We start from the raw sequence: 17,518 nt of genomic DNA, 5'->3' as shown, positions 1-17,518 counted from the left end.
GGTTAACCATGTCCAACCCTGCAACTGGCAAACCGCCCCAAGCCTTGCGCTGGGCGGTAGCCGGCTCGGTGATCGTGATGATCGCGGCCGGTGGACTGTTCTACTACGCCTCGCAACTGGCGGCGAGCAAGCGTCAGAGCCATCACAACGAAATCACCGTCAACATCCTAGCCCACAGTTGCGACCCGAACGCATTGACCGTGCCGGCCGGACTGAACAGCTTCCGCATCGTCAACCAGTCCGACCGCGCGGTGGAATGGGAAATTCTCGATGGCGTGCTGGTGCTCGAAGAGCGTGAAAACATCGCGCCGGGCCTGAGCCAGGTGATCAATGCCAACCTTGCCCCCGGCGATTACGCGATTACCTGCGGCCTGTTGAGCAACCCGCGCGGCACCCTGCATGTGACCCCCACCGCCGCGTCGGAAGCCGCTGCCAAGGCCCGGCCGTCGATGACCGCCTTCATTGGTCCGCTGTCGGAGTTCCGCGTCTATCTGAGCACCCAGGGCAGCGCGCTGATCAAGGCGGTCGACGCCCTTCAGCTGGCGATTGCCGCCGGCGATCTGGCCCAGGCCCAGGCGCTCTATGCCCCGGCCCGCGCCGCCTATCAGGGCCTGGCTCCGGCCGCCCAGCGCTTCTCCGAACTGGACAATGCCATCAACGCCCGCGCCGATTACTACGAAAAACGTGAGCAGGACCCAGGCTTCGGAGGTTTCCATCGCATCGAATACGGCCTGTTCCAGCAGCGCAGCGTCGACGGTCTGAAACCGGTGGTCGAACGCCTGCAAGCCGATGTGACCACCCTCAAGCAGCAATTGCTGGCCCAGTCGCTGCCACCGGAGCAACTGGTCAGCATCGTCGCCCGCAGCATGCGCAGTCTCGCCGACACCCGCGCCAGCAGCGGCGAAGAGGAACGCTACAGCCATGTCGACCTGAACGGTTTTGCCGGCAACCTGCAGGCCACGCGCAAGGTCATCGACCTGCTGCGGCCCCTGCTGGTGAAGTCGGCCGCCGACCTGCTGCCCCAGCTCGACAGCGCAGCGGTAGCCCTCGATGCGCAATTCAACAGCCTGCGCAGCGGCGACGGCTACGTCACCTATGACACCGTCAGCGCCGAAAAACGCAAGCAGATCAGCGACAAGGCCAAGGCTCTGGCCGATGCACTCGATGGAATCGATCCCGCCCTTGGCCTTTCCGGCCTTTAACCAGCAGACGAACCAAACATGAGCGATTCATCACAGCGCAACAACGAATTTTCCGCTGACCGCCGCCGCGTTCTGCTGGGCATGGGCGTGGCCGGTGCAGCCATCGCCGGCAGCGCCCTGAGCTGCCCGGCCATGGCTGCTGCGCAGGCACAGGTCACCCAGGCTCCGAGCAGCGACAAGACCCAGGACCACCACGATTTCCACGGCAAGCACCAGACCGGCATCGTCACCCCTCGCCCGGCCGCCGGCATGCTCGTCGCATTCGACGTCCTGGCCAGCGACCGCAAGGAGCTCGAGCGCCTGTTCCGCACCCTCAACGAGCGCATCGCCTTTCTGATGAGCGGTGGCGCGGTGAAACAGGTCGACCCGAAACTGCCACCGCTGGACTCCGGCATCCTCGGCCCGGTCGTGACCCCGGACAACCTGACCATCACCGTGTCGGTGGGCAATTCACTGTTCGATGAGCGTTTTGGCCTGGAATCGGTCAAGCCCAAGCGGCTGATTCAGATGGTCGGTTTTCCCAACGATGCACTGCAACCGGATCTGTGCCATGGCGACCTGAGCATCCAGTTCTGCGCCAACACCCCGGACACCAACATCCACGCCCTGCGCGATATCGTCAAGAACACCCCGGACCTGCTGCTGGTGCGCTGGAAGCAGGAAGGCAGCGTACCGCCGCAGGCACCGACCAAGCCGGGTGAACCGGCCCAGAGTGCACGCAACTTCCTCGGTTTCCGTGATGGCTCGGCCAACCCGGACTCCAACGACAGCAGCGCCATGGACCGCATCGTCTGGGTTCAAGCCGGTAGCGACGAGCCGGCCTGGGCCGCCAATGGCAGTTACCAGGCCGTGCGGATCATCCGCAACCTGGTCGAACGCTGGGACCGTACCCCGCTGCAGGAGCAGGAAAGCATCTTCGGCCGGGAGAAAACCACCGGAGCCCCTATCGGCGGCAAGACCGAAGCCGAAGTGCCGGACTACAGCAAGGACCCGGAAGGCAAACGGATCAGACTCGACTCCCACATCCGCCTGGCCAACCCACGTACCGCCGAAACCCAGCGCAACCTGATCCTGCGCCGGCCGTTCAACTACTCCAACGGGGTCAGCAAGAACGGTCAGCTGGAAATGGGCCTGCTGTTCATCTGCTACCAGTCAAACCTGGAGCAGGGTTTCATCACGGTCCAGACCCGGCTCAACGGCGAGCCACTGGAGGAATACCTCAAGCCGATCGGCGGCGGTTATTTCTTCACCTTGCCAGGAGTAACCGGCGATCAGGACTTCATCGGTCGTTCGCTGCTTTCTGCAACACAACAAAAAACCAAGGCTTAACCCTTAACTCACCTGGGAAATGCTCATGAAGAAGTCGCCTCTTGCTTTGTTGCTGGCCGTCGGCCTGCTCCACACCCCGCTTTCGGCTCTCGCGGCCACAGCCCCCCTGGACCTCGTCGGGCCGGTTTCGGATTACAAGATCTACGTCACCGAGCAGCTCGATCAACTGGCCAGCCAAACCCAGCAGTTCACCGACGCGGTGAAGAAAGGCGACCTGGCCACCGCCAAGAAGCTCTACGCACCGACTCGCGTCCACTACGAGTCGATCGAGCCGATCGCCGAGCTGTTCAGTGACCTTGATGCGGCCATCGACTCGCGCGTCGACGACCACGAAAAAGGCGTCAAGGCCGAGGACTTCACCGGTTTCCACCGCCTGGAGTACAGCCTGTTCTCCGAGAACACCACCCAGGGCCTGGGCGACCTCGCCGATGGCCTGGACAAGAACGTGAAAGACCTGCAGGCCCGCGTGGCCGGTCTGACCTTCCCACCAGAGAAAGTCGTCGGTGGCGCTGCCGCCCTGCTCGAAGAAGTGGCCGCGACCAAGATCTCCGGCGAGGAAGACCGCTACAGCCACACCGACCTGTATGACTTCCAGGGCAACATCGACGGCGCGAAGAAGATCGTCGACCTGTTCCGTCCGCAGATCGAGAAGCAGGACAAGGCGTTTGCGGCCAAGGTCGACAAGAACTTCGCCACCGTGGACAAGATTCTCGCCAAGTACAAGACCAAGGACGGTGGTTTCGAGACCTACGACAAGGTCAAGGACGCTGACCGCAAGGCCCTGGTTGGCCCGGTCACCACACTGGCTGAAGACCTGTCGACCCTGCGCGGCAAGCTGGGCCTGAACTGAGGTTCTGCTCCAGGCAGTACACTGCTGCCTGGAGCTGCACGTTCGTTCCATGGGCACTGCCCATGTGGGAGCCGGCTTGCTGGCGATCCGCCGAAGGCGGCCAGTCAGGAAGACTAGGGTGCCAGACGCCTAGCTATCGCCAGCAAACCGCCTACCCCACTGGATCAGAGCATCCGATAGAGCAACCGCTCGATCTTCACCCTGCTCACCCGCCGCAGGAACTTGCCCACCGCCTCAGGGTAGTCGAGCAGCGTCTCCAGATCACGGAAACTGCCGATCCGCCGGGTATTTTCCATGATCAACTCCAGCTCCCGGGCCCGTACATCCAGCAGTTCGCTGCGCGGATCATCGATCAGCAAGGCGTTTTCCAGATCCAGCCGGAACGCCCGCGGATTGAGGTTGTTGCCGGTCAGCAAGGTGTAGCGCTGGTCAACCCACATGCCCTTGAGGTGATAGGTGTTGTCACCGTCACGCCACAGATGCAGGTTGAGCAACCCCTTGTCGATCGCCGCCTGATGCCGCTTGGCGAAACGCCGCAGGCTGATTTCATACAGGTACGGCAGCGCCGCGATCACCTTGAACGGCTCGCTTGGCGGAATGTAGAAGTCGTTGGCGGTCTTGTCGCCGACGATGATGTCGATCTTCACACCACGCTCCAGCGCCCGGTTGATCTCCCGGGTCACCGCCAGCGGCAGGTTGAAGTACGGCGTGCAGAGGGTCAGTTGCAGTTGGCTGGCGCCGATCAGTTCGCAGATCACCCGACTCAACGGGTTGTTCTTGCCCAGGCCGAGCAACGGGCTGACCGACAGATTGAAGCTCGGCTCGCCGCCGGCACGGGTATCGTACTGGGCGCTTTTCAGCCGGCTGCGCAGGTCGCCGATACCGCCACGCAGGCTGCGGGTGGTCGGCAGGCTCGGCAGATCCAGGCGGCAGACCGCATGGGAAGCCAGCAACTCCTTTTGCACCAGCCCTTGCATCGAATCGGCCAGGGCCTGGTTGTGCAACAGGTGGTAACGGTCGAAACGGTACTTGTCGAACTTGTGCAGATAAACGTTATTCAGGCTCGCGCCGCTGTAAATCACGCAGTCATCAATGATGAAGCCCTTGAGGTGCAGCACGCCGAACAACTCGCGGGTCTGCACCGGTACACCGTAGATCGGTACCTCGGTGTCATGAGCGCGGGTCTGCGCCTGGTACCAGGCGCTGTTGCCCGGTTGCTTGGCCGCACCGATCAACCCGCGCTGGGCACGCAGCCAGTCGACCACCACCACGATCTCCAACTCTGGTCGGGCCGCCTTGGCCGCATGCAGGGCATCGAGGATTTCCTGCCCGGCCTCGTCTTCCTGCAGATACAGCGCCACCAGGGTGATGCGCTGCCGCGCCGCAGCAATCCGCTCCAGCAGACAACGCCGGAACTCGGCGGCCGAAGGCAGGATGGTCAAGGCATCGGCAGTCATTGGGAAGCTGCGCAGTTTGGGCAACAGGGAGCGTTTGAAGAGCAACGGCATAGGGCTCGCTAAGGGTCGAATGCGGAAGGCCCATGAGCTTACACCATGCCTTGCCTGTGACGCTCGTCTTCGAACAGGACATTACCGCCAACAGCGAGATATTCATCCCATTGCGGCGATAAATAAAACAAATGAGCTCTACCCCTTGTAACACGCTACAACTTCACCAAAATAATGGCCCTCTGATATCAATCCTGCGTTTACGCTAAGGAAACCTGAAATGCCCCGCTCTCTGACAATCGCCAAACGCCTTGGACTGGGCTTTGGGCTGGTGCTTTCGCTATTGACCCTGGTGACCCTGATCGGGGTCAATCGGGTCGGCCTGATCGACTCGACGTTGACCGATGTCAGTGACGACAGCGCGGTCAAACAACGTTATGCAATCAACTTTCGCGGCAGCGTGCATGACCGTGCCATCGCCATCCGCGATGCAGTGCTGGTGCGTGACAATGCCGGCCTGCAGAACCACCTCGGCAATATCGAGAAGTTGAACGCCGACTATCAGGCTTCGGCACAACCGATGGACGCGATTTTCGCCAAAATGGGGGCTTCGGACGCCGAACGTCGTCTGCTGGACGACATCAAGAGCACCGAGCGCACCACCCTGGCCCTCACCGCCCGCTTGATCGAGCTGCGCCGACAGGGCGACATGGACAAGGCCCAGGCCTTCCTGCTGTCCGATATTTCCCCGGCCTACAAGGAATGGCTCAAACGCATCAATGCCCTGATCGACTGGGAGGAAGCCTCGATCGGCAAGCAACTGACCGAAGTACGCACCACCGCCAGCCACTTCGCCACGCTGATGCTGCTGGTCACCACCATCGCCGTATTGCTCAGCGTGCTGGTCTCGGTGCTGATCATCCGCAACCTCAAGTCGACACTTGGCGCCGAGCCGGAAGTCGTCGCCGACGCGATCCGTCAGTTGGCCAACGGCCAACTCGACGGTGTGATCGAAACACGTCACCCCAACAGCGTCATGGGCGCACTGAAGACCAGCAACCGTCACCTGGCCGAAACCATCACCGAGGTTCGTGCCGTGGCCCATGATCTGATCGGCTCGTCCTCGCAACTGCAGGCCAGCTCCGACAGCAACAGCGAACAGATGCGCCTGCAAACCGGGGAAACCCAACGCATGGCCACGGCGGTCAACCAGATGGCGGCCACGGTGCATGAAATCGCCGCCTATGCGCAAAATGCCGCACAGGCCAGCAACGCCGCCGACCACGCGGTAGAAAGCGGCAAGCAGGTGGTGCAAACCACCGCCAGCGATATGCAGCGCCTGGCCGAAGTGCTCGATGAGGCCGCCGAATCCGTCGGGCGTGTGTCCCATGACAGCCAGGCCATCGAAAACGTGGTCGCAGTGATCAACTCGATTGCCGAGCGCACCAACCTGCTGGCGCTGAACGCTGCTATCGAAGCCGCCCGCGCCGGTGAGGCGGGACGAGGTTTTGCCGTGGTGGCCGACGAGGTCCGCTCGCTGGCGACCCGCACCCAGGACTCGACCCGGGAAATCCGCGAGATGGTCGGGCAGTTGCAGTCCGGCGCTGGCAAGACCGCCGAGATCATGCGCAACAGCCGCGAGATGGCCCAACACACCGTCGAGCAGACACGTATTGCGGAAAATGCGCTGATCCGCATTCGGCAGGAAGTCGGTGCGATCAACGACATGAACGCGCAGATCGCCAGCGCCTCCACCCAGCAAGGGGTTGCGGCCCAGGAAGTGAACCAGAACATCACCCGCATCCACGATGCGGCCATGGAAAGCTCGGTGGGCTCCAATCAGGTCGCCCTGTCCAGCCGGGAACTGTCGGCGCTGGCCGATAACCTGACGCGCAAGGTGAGTTTCTTCAAGGTCTGAACCCCGCCCTTTCGGTTGCCAGGGACGGCAACCCACCTGCCAAGGGTTTATTTCGACACAGGGATTGACCAGAGAGAACGATCGTTCTACTCTCTCTCCCATGAACGAAAATACGCCGAACCCGACCCGTGACACCCTTCTGGATACTGCCGAGCAGTTGATCTACCAAAGTGGCATCCACGCCACCGGAATCGATCTGCTGGTAAAGACTTCCGGTGTTGCGCGCAAAAGTATCTACAAGCACTTCGGTACCAAGGACGGCCTGACGGTCGAAGCCTTGCGCCGGCGTGACGTGCGCTGGATGCAGTGGTACCGCGACGAGGTCGACAAGGCCGCCACCAGCGGCGAACGCCTGCTCAACCTGTTCAGCGTGCTGACAGGCTGGTTCACGTCCGAGGGTTTTCGCGGCTGCGCCTTCATCAATACGGCTGGCGAAACCGGCGACCCGCAGGATCCGATCCGCCTGCTGGCCAAGGAACACAAACAGAAACTGCTCGACTACCTCGTCGAGCTCTGTGAAGCACATGGCATCGACGATCCGTTGGTGGTTGCCCGGCAACTACTTATCCTGATCGACGGCGCCATTACCGTGGCACTGGTCATGGGTGACCACGGTGCAGCCGATAATGCGCAATGCATGGCGCGGAAGTTATTGGCGCTGTAACAGCGACCTGCCGATCAAGGCCGAGGAACGCAAGTTCCACTGGCCGCTGGGGCGTCGTCCCGATGATCATCCAAGCCTGTCGGACCTCGGCCTGTAAGGCCGCAACGACTATCAGCGGTCGTTCGCATGCTCCGGCGTGTGAACGACCTGAAAATATTTCTACCGGCCCATGAATAAATCCGCAACCTGGCGTGTTCAATCAACAACCAGCGAGGCATGTTGTCCAGCGCTCGCCTGGAATCATTGACTGACATCCCGAATAAAAATCGACGCCCAGGCGTTCTCCTTGCTGCTGACATCGGAGCCTTACACCATGAGCCATCGCAAAAACATTTTCAGCGTTCCTTTCCTGATTGCCAGCTGCCTGGCGGCTTCGTTGTCGAGCACCCTGGCATTGGCTGCCGGCGATACTCCGCAGCCACCCAAGCCCAAGTGCACCAGCCAGCAGGTGTGGAACCCGAAAACCAACAAGTGCGAACCCCTGGTGAGCAGTCGCGCCAGTGATGACGACCGCGCCGACTATGCCTACAGCCTGGCCAAGAACCAGCAGTACCAGGAAGCGCTGAACGTACTCGACACACTGAACAACCCCAACACCGCCAAGGCGCTGAACTATCGCGGCTACGCGACCCGCAAGCTGGGGCGTACCGACGAAGGTATCGACTATTACCTGAGGGCGGTAAAGCTCGATCCAAACTACGCTCAGGTACGCGAATACCTGGGTGAGGCCTATGTGATCAAGGGCCGTCTGGATCTCGCCCAGGAACAATTGCAGACCATCAGGTCGCTCTGCGGCACCCAGTGCGAAGCCTATGAAGACCTGGCCGATGCTATCGCCCATCCGATCCAGGGCTGATCAGCGATAGACGCGGAGGCTGCCATCGCCAGCGACAAGGAAATCCGAGCCGAACTGGGCCAGCACCTGACACGCCTGTGGCGTTACGCCCTGCTGTTGTCCCGGCAACGACATCTCGCCGAAGACCTGGTACAGGCCACCTGCGTACGGGCGCTGGAGCGTGCTGAACAGTTCGTGGCCGGCACTCGCCTGGATCGCTGGCTGTTCAGCATCCTGCATTCGATCTGGCTCAACGAGATCCGCTCCCAGCGCGTACGCCGGGGTCAGGGCCAGGTCGATGCCGACGAAGTGCTGGCCTTCGACGGCGAGCAGGTGGTGCAAACCCATGTGCTCGCTGCACAGGTAATCCGGCGCGTCGATGCACTGCCCGAAGCCCAACGCGAAACCGTGTTCCTGGCCTATGTTGAAGGCCTGTCGTACAAGGAAGTGGCTCACATTCTAGAGGTGCCGATCGGCACGGTCATGAGCCGACTCGCCGCCGCACGCGCGAAACTGGCGGAGAACCCGCCGCTGCGTGCCGTGCCCACCTCAACCAGCGGAGAACGGCAATGACAGACCAGTTTTCTCACCACATGCCATCCGATGAGTTGCTGGTGGCGTTTATCGACGACCAGCTGGATGCCGAGGAACGGGCCAGGGTGGCCGTCGCCATTGCCGAGAACCCCGCGGTCGCCGCGCGTATCGACTGGCTGGGCCGCAGCAGCATGCCCTTCCAGCAAGCCTACGATGAGTTGCTGGAGCAAGCGCCGCACAGCCGCCTCGCCGACATGCTTGAAACGCTGGGCGCGCAGCCGGCAAGACCGTCGATGAGTCGCCGCAGGTTCCTCGCGGTCGCAGCCGGGTTCATGGTCGCGGGCGTTGCCGCCGACCGGTTGTTCCAGGTCTGGCAGGCACCGAAGGAACAGAGCGAGGCCACTTGGCGCAGTGTGGTCGCCGACTACATGACGCTTTATACCAAGCAGACCCTGGATAACCTGCCGAACGATGAAACCGCGCAGCGGGCGCAGTTACGCACCCTCGACAAGGACCTCGGACTGACGCTGGAACCCGATCAGGTGCTGCTGCCGGGGGCTCAACTCAAGCGTGCACAGATGCTGGAATACGACAGCGAGCCGATAGCCCAGTTGGCCTATATGGACACGCAATACGGGCCGCTGGCGTTGTGTATCACCCGGGCGCAGAAAGGTACGCGACCGCCGACCGAGGAAGTCCGCCGAGGCATGAACGTGGTGTTCTGGGTCGGCCAGACTCATGCCTATATGCTGATCGGACGCAACCCGGCAGCCGAACTGCATGTCATGGCCGATCTTCTTCGCCAGCGCTTCGCGACCTAGTGGCTTGTGCAGCCAACTCGCACACTCCACCATGCCCTGGGGCTTTTGCTCATGGCTGCGCAGCCAACAGCCTACCCCTGATGCCATGGAGCGCTTACGACATCCTGCAGTAGCTGCAGACACCCGTAGCTGCGCCATGCTTGTATGCTCGGTAGCCAATCGAATTCGACAGACGAGGACATGCCCATGCCCCATCCCGCCAGCCTGCCCCTGAACGACCCACGCTGCGCCCTGATCGTGATTGATGTGCAGAATGACTTCATCCCCGGCGGCCGCCTGGCCGTCACCGGTGGCGATGAGATCGTGCCGCTGATCAACCAGTTGGCCAGCCGTTTTCGCAATGTGATCATTGCGCAGGACTGGCACCCGGCCGGGCACGCCTCGTTCGCCAGCAGCCATCCGGGGCGCCAACCTTTCGAGATCGTGCAACTGGCCTATGGCACCCAGGTGCTGTGGCCCGACCATTGCCTGCAGGGCAGCCACGGCGCCGAACTGCATGCCGACCTGCAACTGCCCCATGCCCGGCTGGTGATCCGCAAGGGCTGCAATGCGCAGATCGACAGCTATTCGGCATTCGTCGAGGCCGACCGCCGCACGCCGACCGGGCTGGCAGGCTACCTGCGTGAATGCGGAATCGACACCGTGTATCTGGTCGGCCTGGCCCTGGACTATTGCGTCGCCTGGTCGGCGCTGGATGCACGGGCGGCGGGATTCACGACCACCCTGATCCCCGATGCCTGTCGTGCCATTGACCTGGATGGATCGCTGAAGCGGGCCATGGAGGAGATGGAGGCTGCCGGCGTGCAATTCATGAACGCCAAGGCGCTCATGTCCCTGTAAGGATGCTCAGGCCATGACGGCCTATTCACCACCGGGTATGCGTCGTGCACCTACTTCCCGTACGACACCTTTTCTGTAGGAGCGTGGCTTGCCCGCGGACAGGCCCGCAAGCCCAGCCCATCCGCCACAAGGGCTTACGGCGTGCCAGGCAGTGCCCTAGCCTTTTGCCGCATGGGCCTGCTGCACCGCCGCATGCACACTCAGCTCACTGAGGGTGACCGCAGACAAGACCTCCTCAGGCAACCCCAGCAGCGCCTGATGCGCCCCGTGCTTGAGCCGCGCCAACAGCAACTGCTTACCCTCGCCCTTGAAGCGCACGATAAAATCCTGCAAGGCCTCGATACTGGTCCCATCCAGATCCGGCGACTCCTCCAGACTCAGAATCACCGCGCGGACCTGCGATCCCTGCTGACGCGCCAGGCGCTGCACACTGCGCAGGATCCGTTCGGCATTGGCGAAAAACAGCGCCTCGCCCGGGCGCAGGATCAACACACCTGGCACCTGCCGCGCCTGCGGATGCAGTTGGCAGTCGACAAAATCGTGCCCGTCGGCCAGATGCCCGAGTACCTGCACCACCGCCGAGGACATCTGCCGCAGCATCAGCATCAGACTGATTGCCACCGCCGCCAGCAGACCATCCAGCACACCGAGCAACAACACCGCACCTACCGCACAGATCGCCAGGAAACGATCGCGCCGCCAGACGAAATAACGCTGCAGCGGTTCCAGGCTGACCGCCCGGGCCAGCGCATGGATGACGATCGCCGCCAGCACCGGCTCCGGTGTCAGCGCGATCAGTGGCAGCAGGGTCGCAACGATCACCAGTACCACCAGCGCGGCTACTACGCCGGCGCAACGTGAAGTCGCCCCAGCGGCTTCGTTGGCCGACGTCGCCGAATACCCGGCACCGGCCGGCATGCCGTGGAACAGTCCGGACAACAGGTTGGCGCCGCCAAGGACCAGCAGGTCGCGGTTGGAACTGACCCGATCACCATGCTTGAGGGCAAAGGCGCTGATGGAACCATAGGACTCGGCATACAGGATCATTACCAGGGCAAAGCCCAGCTCCACCAGCTTCAACCAATCGGAGAAACCCAGGCGCGGCAGCGACGGTACCGCCAGTTGCAGGTCGATGACGCCAATCAGGTTGATGCCATGGCTCGGCAGGTCCAGCCATTTGCCCGCCGCAACGCCCAGCATGACCACCAGCAGACCACCCGGCACACGCCGAAACCGTCCGAGCAGCGTCAGCAAGACCAGCGCCACGATCGCGACCGCCGCCCCTGCCCAGTTCCAATCGGGCAGTTGCCCGAGCAGCTCCGGAACGAAACGGATCAGGTCGCTGTGTTGCGGGTGCACATCGACAATGCTCGCCAACTGCTTGAGGATGATGGTCACCGCCAGACCGAAGGCAAAACCCCGCAGCACCGGTTTGGCGATGAACGAGGTCATGCTGCCCAGCTTGAACAGGCCGGCGAGCAGGAACATCAGGCCGGTGATCAGCACCAGGCCGATGGCCATGGTCAGGCGCAAGGCCATGTCGGGACCCGCCACTGACAGCGTCGCCGCCGCCAACACGGCAGCCGACGACGAAGTGGCCGAGACGATTGCAAAACGACTGGTGCCAAACAGGCCGTAGCAGAGCAGCCCGGCAAACAGGGCGATCACCCCGGCCTGGGGCGGCAGGTTGGCGATACTCGAATAGGCGACCGCCTCCGGCAACAGCAAGCCGGCAATCGACAGGCCGGCGACCAGATCGGGGCCCAGACGACGCGGTTGGACGGGTGCAGCAGCGATATTTTGCAGGGAGGGTTCACGCATCGATGGGCCCAGTCCATCCAGGCAGGCAGCGGGCATTTAGCTTGCGGGCGACCTCTTGCAGGCCGACGGTGACTGGGGTGAGGTGCAGTTTTTCCAGCTTGGCACTGATCAATTGCGGTCGTGCACGAACCATCGAGCGTCTCCTGACAAACGAACTGTCTGCAAGCTTAACGCCGATTCGTTTGAAGGACACCATCCTCCTGTGGCGAGCAGGCAAACCCGCTCGCCACCACTCAGCGCGCCGCCGCCAGTCTCCAGACGCGGGCGATATCTCGCGCCCGAGCCGACAGCAGCACCGCCGCATCGGCACAAGCCTGCTCCAGGCTCATCGGCCCGGAAGCCAGGGCGAAGGCCGCATCGACTCCGTGCTGATACATCTGCTCGTAACCTTCACCCAGGGTGCCCGCCAGTACGATCACCGGCACGCCATGTCGCTGGGCGATCCGGGCCACACCGAAAGGCGTCTTGCCACGCAAGGTCTGCGCATCAAAACGGCCTTCGCCGGTGATCACCAGATCGGCGCCCTGCACCGCCTGGTCCAGGCCGACCAGCTCGGCGACCACCTCCACTCCCGGCCGGAACTGCGCGCCGAAAAAAGCCTTGGCGGCAAACCCCAACCCGCCGGCCGCGCCACTGCCCGGTTCGTCACGGACATCTCTGGGCAACTGTTGGGCGCACAGATCGGCAAAGTGGCCGAGCGCGGCGTCCAACGCTTGCACCTGGGTGGGTGAAGCACCCTTTTGGGGACCGAAGATCGCCGACGCGCCGTGCTCGCCACACAAGGGATTGTTCACGTCAGCGGCGATATCGAAGCGCACTTCGGCCAGGCGTGGGTCGAGCCCCGCGGTCTCGATGCGCCCCAGCCCGGCCAGGGCCAGGCCGCCACGGGCCAGCGTGCGGCCCTGAGCGTCGAACAACCCCAGGCCGAGGGCCTGCAAGGCACCGGCGCCGGCATCGTTGGTGGCACTGCCGCCAATGGCCAGAATGATCCGCAGTGCCCCGGCATCGAGCGCCGCACCGATCAACTGGCCAGTGCCATACGTGCTGGTGATGCAGGCATCCCGCTGGCCTGGCGGCACCAACTGCAAACCGCTGGCTTCGGCCATCTCGATGATCGCCGTGCGGGTTTGCGGCAACCAGCCCCAGTGGGCCTGCACCCAGGCCCCCAACGGTCCCTGGACGCTCTCGGTGCGCAGTTCGCCCTGACAGGCGGCGAGTACCGACTCCACCGTGCCCTCGCCCCCATCGGCCATGGGATACTGCAGCAGTTGCGCCTGCGGCAGTACCTCGGCCAGCCCCTGGGCAATGGCCTTGGCGACACCGTCGGCACTCAGACTGTCCTTGAAGGAATCAGGGGCGATGATGATTTTCATGGGGGCTTCTCCGGTTCTTGTAGCGTCCATGCTGCCAGCAGCAACCGCGAATGACGCCTGTCCGCTGCACAAGCATTGGGCGGCTTTATTGGGCATTCACACAAACCCCAGGGCTCACGCCTGCGGCAGCAGTTGTACCCCCAGGTACAACGCCAACATGCCATCGAGCCGCATCGGATCGACGCCGCTGAGTTCGGCGATCCGTTCCATTCGGTAGCGCAGGCTGTTGCGATGGATGCCCAGGGCCTCGGCACAGGCCTGGCTCTGGCCGTCATGTTCGCACCAACTGCGCAGGGTCGAGAGCAACTGGCCGTTGCTGTCCTTGGCCAGCACCTTGTGCAACGGCTTGAGCAGTTCCTCCAGGGCATCGTCCGTGCGATAGCGCCAGAGCATCACCGGCAGTCGATAACGGTTGAGCGGCAACACGCGGCTGCTCGGCAGCACCTCACGGCCATAACCGAGCAGGTCGCTGACCCGCCGATAGCAGCGACGCAACCCTGCCAGACCATCGGCCTGTCCTCCCACCGCCACCCGCAAGACCTGCCAACCGAGGCCGTCGAGCTTTTCCAGCAGCCGCTGTTCATCCAGCACAACCGTCGCCGGGCGACACCAGAGTAGCGATACCGGCGAAGCACTGAAGCACCAACTGTCAGGGTAACGCGACTGCAGCCAGGCGATCAGCGCGTCAGTCGCCTGCCCCGGCTCCAGCTCGAACAGACAGGGAATGCGTGACAGTTGCGGCTTGAGCCCCAACTGCCGGGCCTCGTCGACCAGCCGGGGGGAGTCGCCACCGTCGCCGAGCAGCAACGCCAGCAGATCGTCGCAACGTTGACGCCGCCACTGCTGCTCGGCTTGCTGATGGCGTTGCCCCACCAGCATCTCGGCCGTCATGCGCACCAGTTCGGCATAGGTGCGTAACTGATCCGGATCGCCAGTGATGCCCAGCACACCGATCAAGCGCTGGTCATGCAGCAATGGCAGGTTGATCCCGGGCTGCACGCCCTTGAGGCATTTGGCCGTCTGTACGTCGATCTCGACGACCCGCCCATTGGCCAGGACCAACTGCGCACCCTCATGGCGGGTGTTGATCCGTTCCTGTTCGCCGCTGCCGAGAATCAGCCCCTGGCTGTCCATGACGTTCACGTTGTAGGGCAGGATCGCCATGGTACGGTCGACGATATCCTGCGCGAGGTCATGGTCCAGTTCGAACATGGAGGATGGATCCTTGGTCTGGATTGTTCAGTGGCACAGGGTACACCGACAAACCCTGTGCGTTGGCACAAAGACAGCGGCGCCGGGGTGGCCGAGACTCACAGGGCGAGCCACGTTACCCTTGCCTCGCGAAAAATCATAATAAAGAGAGACCGCCATGTCACAGAGCGCCGCGTTGCCCCAGGCCACCGCTGACTTGAAAAATGCCGTATACAAGCGCATCACCCTGCGCCTGATCCCCTTCATCTTCATCTGCTACCTGTTCAACTACCTCGACCGGGTCAACGTTGGATTCGCCAAGCTGCAGATGCTCGACGCCCTCAAATTCAGCGAGACGGTCTACGGCCTTGGCGCCGGGATCTTCTTCATCGGCTACGTCCTGTGCGGGGTGCCGAGCAACCTGGCGCTGAGCCGGTTCGGTCCACGCCGCTGGATCGCACTGATGATGATCACCTGGGGGGCGCTGTCGACCTGCCTGCTGTTCATCACCACCCCGACCGGGTTCTACACCCTGCGCCTGTTGACTGGCGCGGCAGAAGCCGGCTTCTTCCCAGGCGTCGTGCTATATCTCTCGCAGTGGTTCCCGAGCTTTCGCCGGGGCCGCATCATGGCCCTGTTCATGTCGGCGATTCCGGTTTCGGGCCTGCTCGGCAGCCCCTTCTCCGGCTGGATTCTCAATCACTTCGCCGCAGGCCAAGGCGGCCTTGCCGGCTGGCAATGGATGTTCCTGCTGCAAGGCATCCCCACCGTACTGCTGGGCGCGGCGGCGTTCTTCCTGCTCGCCGACACGTTCGCCCATGCCAAATGGCTGACCGCCGAGGAGCGCGCAGTACTGGAGGCCGACCAGGCCGAAGACGCGGCGAACAAACCCAGGACCGTCAGCGACTCGCTCGGCGAAGTGTTCAAGAACCCGGCGATCTGGGCGTTCGGCCTGATCTACTTCTGCATCCAGAGCGGCGTCTACGCGATCAATTTCTGGCTGCCATCGATCATCAAGAACCTCGGCTTCAGCGATAACCTGGTGATCGGCTGGCTCAGCGCGATTCCCTACTTGCTGGCAGCGGTGTTCATGTTGTTCGTTGGCCGCTCCGCCGACCTGCGCCAGGAGCGCCGCTGGCATCTTGTCGTACCGATGCTGATGGGCGCGGTTGGCCTGTTGATCGCGGTGAACTTCGCCAGTTCGCCGGCCATTGCCATTGTCGGCCTGAGTATCGCGACCATGGGCGCCCTCACCGGTCTGCCGATGTTCTGGCCGGTGCCGACCGCGCTGCTCAGTGCTGGCGCTGCGGCGGGTGGCCTGGCGCTGATCAACTCGATGGGCCAGATGGCCGGTTTCCTCAGCCCCTATCTGGTGGGTTGGATCAAGGACAGCACCGGCTCCACCAACGCCGCGCTCTACGTGCTGGCCGCCGTGATCGTCGGCGGCAGCCTGCTGGCCCTGCGCGTGACGCGCGGCCTGCGGGCGCAGTAACGCGCGAGATCGGCAGGAAAGGACTGGCAGGAAAATTGAGGGATTGCTCAACGGCGGGCTTCTGGTATCTGATTGACGACTTTCCCTCAGCGTAAAAGGACGTCAATCATGAGCTATCGCCTCCTCGGCCAGTCCGGGCTCAAGGTTTCCACCCTGACCCTGGGCAGCATGATGTTCGGCACGCAGACCGATACCGAGACCTCGTTGCGCATCATCGACAAGGCCTGGGACCAGGGTGTCAACTTCATCGATACGGCGGACGTCTACAATGCCGGGCGCTCGGAGGAAATCGTTGGCGAGGGCGTCGCCCGCCATCGCCACGACTGGATCATCGCCTCCAAGGTCGGTTTCGGGCCGGCGGACGGTACGCCGAACCGCAGCGGCCTGAGCCGCAAGCACATCTTCAATGCCATCGAGGCCAGCCTCACCCGGCTCGGCACCGATTACCTGGATATCTACTACCTGCACCGCGAGGATCACGACACGCCGCTGGAAGTCACGGTATCGGCCATGGGCGACCTGCTGCGCCAGGGCAAGATCCGCTACTGGGGCTTGTCGAACTACCGTGGCTGGCGAATCGCCGAGGTGATTCGCCTGGCCGAACGGCTCGGGGTCGACCGGCCGGTGATCAGCCAGCCGCTGTACAACATCGTCAACCGTCAGGCCGAAATCGAGCAGATCACCGCCGCCGCGGCCTACGGGCTGGGCGTGGTGCCCTACAGCCCATTGGCCCGTGGCGTGCTCAGCGGCAAGTACGCAGCGGATGTGACGCCGGATGCCAGCAGCCGTGCCGGTCGCCAGGACAAACGTATCCTCGAAACCGAATGGCGTCTGGAATCCCTGCAGATCGCCCGGCAGATCCAGCAATACACCCAGGCTCGCGGCGTGGGCATCGTCGAATTCGCCATTGCCTGGGTACTCAACAACGCAGCGGTCAGCTCGGCGATCGTCGGCCCGCGCACCGAGGAGCAGTGGGACGGCTACACCAAGGCACTGAGCGTGCAGATCAGTGCCGAGGATGAGGCATTCATCGACTCGCTGGTCACCCCGGGCCATGCCTCGACGCCTGGGTTCAACGATATCGGGCACTTCGTTTCCGGGCGACGACCGCTTGGGCGTTGAGTCCCTGTCGGGGCGAGAGACACACGCGTGCTCGCCCCTTGTACCCAAACGCTGGATAAATAGTGCCGAACGCGCCAT

General features: G+C 62.9%; 16 protein-coding genes and 1 pseudogene. 12 read left to right on the top strand and 5 right to left on the bottom strand.

The genetic code is table 11. From position 1 onward, the window contains the following. The first annotated feature begins 8 nt into the window (after positions 1 to 8). The 3 genes from efeO (BLU37_RS20730) to efeO (BLU37_RS20720) are packed head-to-tail and all read left to right on the top strand — an operon-like array spanning position 9 to position 3,381. Positions 9 to 1,202, top strand: a complete 1,194-nt coding sequence (efeO, locus tag BLU37_RS20730) for an iron uptake system protein EfeO (protein WP_090208339.1) — start codon at positions 9 to 11, stop codon at positions 1,200 to 1,202. Positions 1,203 to 1,220: 18 nt separating this feature from the next. Next, positions 1,221 to 2,531, top strand: a complete 1,311-nt coding sequence (efeB, locus tag BLU37_RS20725) for an iron uptake transporter deferrochelatase/peroxidase subunit (protein WP_090208335.1) — start codon at positions 1,221 to 1,223, stop codon at positions 2,529 to 2,531. A gap of 25 nt (positions 2,532 to 2,556) precedes the next feature. After that, positions 2,557 to 3,381, top strand: coding sequence for an iron uptake system protein EfeO (gene efeO, locus BLU37_RS20720; RefSeq protein WP_010451542.1), 825 nt, complete (start codon positions 2,557 to 2,559; stop codon positions 3,379 to 3,381). Positions 3,382 to 3,545: 164 nt separating this feature from the next. On the opposite strand, the gene pssA is transcribed toward efeO (BLU37_RS20720), so the two are convergent. Next, on the bottom strand, positions 3,546 to 4,889 hold the full coding sequence (gene pssA, locus BLU37_RS20715) for a CDP-diacylglycerol--serine O-phosphatidyltransferase (protein ID WP_090208331.1): 1,344 nt from the start codon (positions 4,887 to 4,889) through the stop codon (positions 3,546 to 3,548). A gap of 220 nt (positions 4,890 to 5,109) precedes the next feature. Here pssA and BLU37_RS20710 point away from each other — a divergent pair, with 220 nt between their 5' ends. The 7 genes and pseudogenes from BLU37_RS20710 to pncA all read left to right on the top strand — a co-directional run bounded on the left by BLU37_RS20710 (position 5,110) and on the right by pncA (position 10,441). Further along, positions 5,110 to 6,747 (top strand): methyl-accepting chemotaxis protein, encoded by a 1,638-nt coding sequence (locus tag BLU37_RS20710; protein ID WP_090208328.1) that lies wholly within the window; start codon positions 5,110 to 5,112, stop codon positions 6,745 to 6,747. A gap of 100 nt (positions 6,748 to 6,847) precedes the next feature. Further along, positions 6,848 to 7,411, top strand: a complete 564-nt coding sequence (locus BLU37_RS20705; protein WP_090208325.1) for a TetR/AcrR family transcriptional regulator — start codon at positions 6,848 to 6,850, stop codon at positions 7,409 to 7,411. Between the two features lies 1 nt (position 7,412). After that, positions 7,413 to 7,508, top strand: a pseudogene (locus BLU37_RS20700) (DUF1348 domain-containing protein); the annotation flags it as partial. A gap of 216 nt (positions 7,509 to 7,724) precedes the next feature. Beyond that, positions 7,725 to 8,267 (top strand): tetratricopeptide repeat protein, encoded by a 543-nt coding sequence (locus BLU37_RS20695; RefSeq protein ID WP_090208322.1) that lies wholly within the window; start codon positions 7,725 to 7,727, stop codon positions 8,265 to 8,267. Between the two features lie 54 nt (positions 8,268 to 8,321). Further along, positions 8,322 to 8,819, top strand: coding sequence for an RNA polymerase sigma factor (locus BLU37_RS20690; protein WP_197678412.1), 498 nt, complete (start codon positions 8,322 to 8,324; stop codon positions 8,817 to 8,819). Beyond that, positions 8,816 to 9,601, top strand: coding sequence for an anti-sigma factor family protein (locus BLU37_RS20685; RefSeq protein WP_090208318.1), 786 nt, complete (start codon positions 8,816 to 8,818; stop codon positions 9,599 to 9,601). Before BLU37_RS20690 ends, BLU37_RS20685 begins: the two co-directional genes overlap by 4 nt. 186 nt (positions 9,602 to 9,787) lie before the next feature. Then, positions 9,788 to 10,441, top strand: a complete 654-nt coding sequence (gene pncA / locus BLU37_RS20680; protein ID WP_090208315.1) for a bifunctional nicotinamidase/pyrazinamidase — start codon at positions 9,788 to 9,790, stop codon at positions 10,439 to 10,441. Positions 10,442 to 10,597: 156 nt separating this feature from the next. Here pncA and BLU37_RS20675 read toward each other — a convergent pair whose 3' ends face one another. From BLU37_RS20675 to BLU37_RS20665, 4 genes are all read right to left on the bottom strand, one after another. Then, entirely contained in the window at positions 10,598 to 12,262 is a 1,665-nt protein-coding gene (locus BLU37_RS20675; RefSeq protein WP_010451526.1) for a SulP family inorganic anion transporter, read from the bottom strand. Beyond that, positions 12,255 to 12,395 (bottom strand): hypothetical protein, encoded by a 141-nt coding sequence (locus BLU37_RS29085; protein ID WP_232000365.1) that lies wholly within the window; start codon positions 12,393 to 12,395, stop codon positions 12,255 to 12,257. Before BLU37_RS29085 ends, BLU37_RS20675 begins: the two co-directional genes overlap by 8 nt. A gap of 100 nt (positions 12,396 to 12,495) precedes the next feature. After that, entirely contained in the window at positions 12,496 to 13,635 is a 1,140-nt protein-coding gene (locus BLU37_RS20670) for a glycerate kinase (protein WP_090208312.1), read from the bottom strand. A gap of 114 nt (positions 13,636 to 13,749) precedes the next feature. Next, positions 13,750 to 14,847, bottom strand: a complete 1,098-nt coding sequence (locus BLU37_RS20665; protein WP_090208309.1) for a sugar diacid recognition domain-containing protein — start codon at positions 14,845 to 14,847, stop codon at positions 13,750 to 13,752. A gap of 157 nt (positions 14,848 to 15,004) precedes the next feature. Here BLU37_RS20665 and BLU37_RS20660 point away from each other — a divergent pair, with 157 nt between their 5' ends. Next, positions 15,005 to 16,318, top strand: coding sequence for an MFS transporter (locus BLU37_RS20660; RefSeq protein WP_090208305.1), 1,314 nt, complete (start codon positions 15,005 to 15,007; stop codon positions 16,316 to 16,318). A 108-nt stretch (positions 16,319 to 16,426) separates the two neighbouring features. Next, positions 16,427 to 17,440 (top strand): aldo/keto reductase, encoded by a 1,014-nt coding sequence (locus tag BLU37_RS20655; protein ID WP_090208301.1) that lies wholly within the window; start codon positions 16,427 to 16,429, stop codon positions 17,438 to 17,440. Positions 17,441 to 17,518: the final 78 nt, after the last annotated feature.

Origin of the sequence: Pseudomonas asplenii, from assembly GCF_900105475.1 — a bacterium.
Lineage (GTDB): Bacteria > Pseudomonadota > Gammaproteobacteria > Pseudomonadales > Pseudomonadaceae > Aquipseudomonas > Aquipseudomonas asplenii.
Note: the sequence above shows the minus strand (reverse complement) of the source record. Positions and strands in the feature narration are given on the sequence as shown.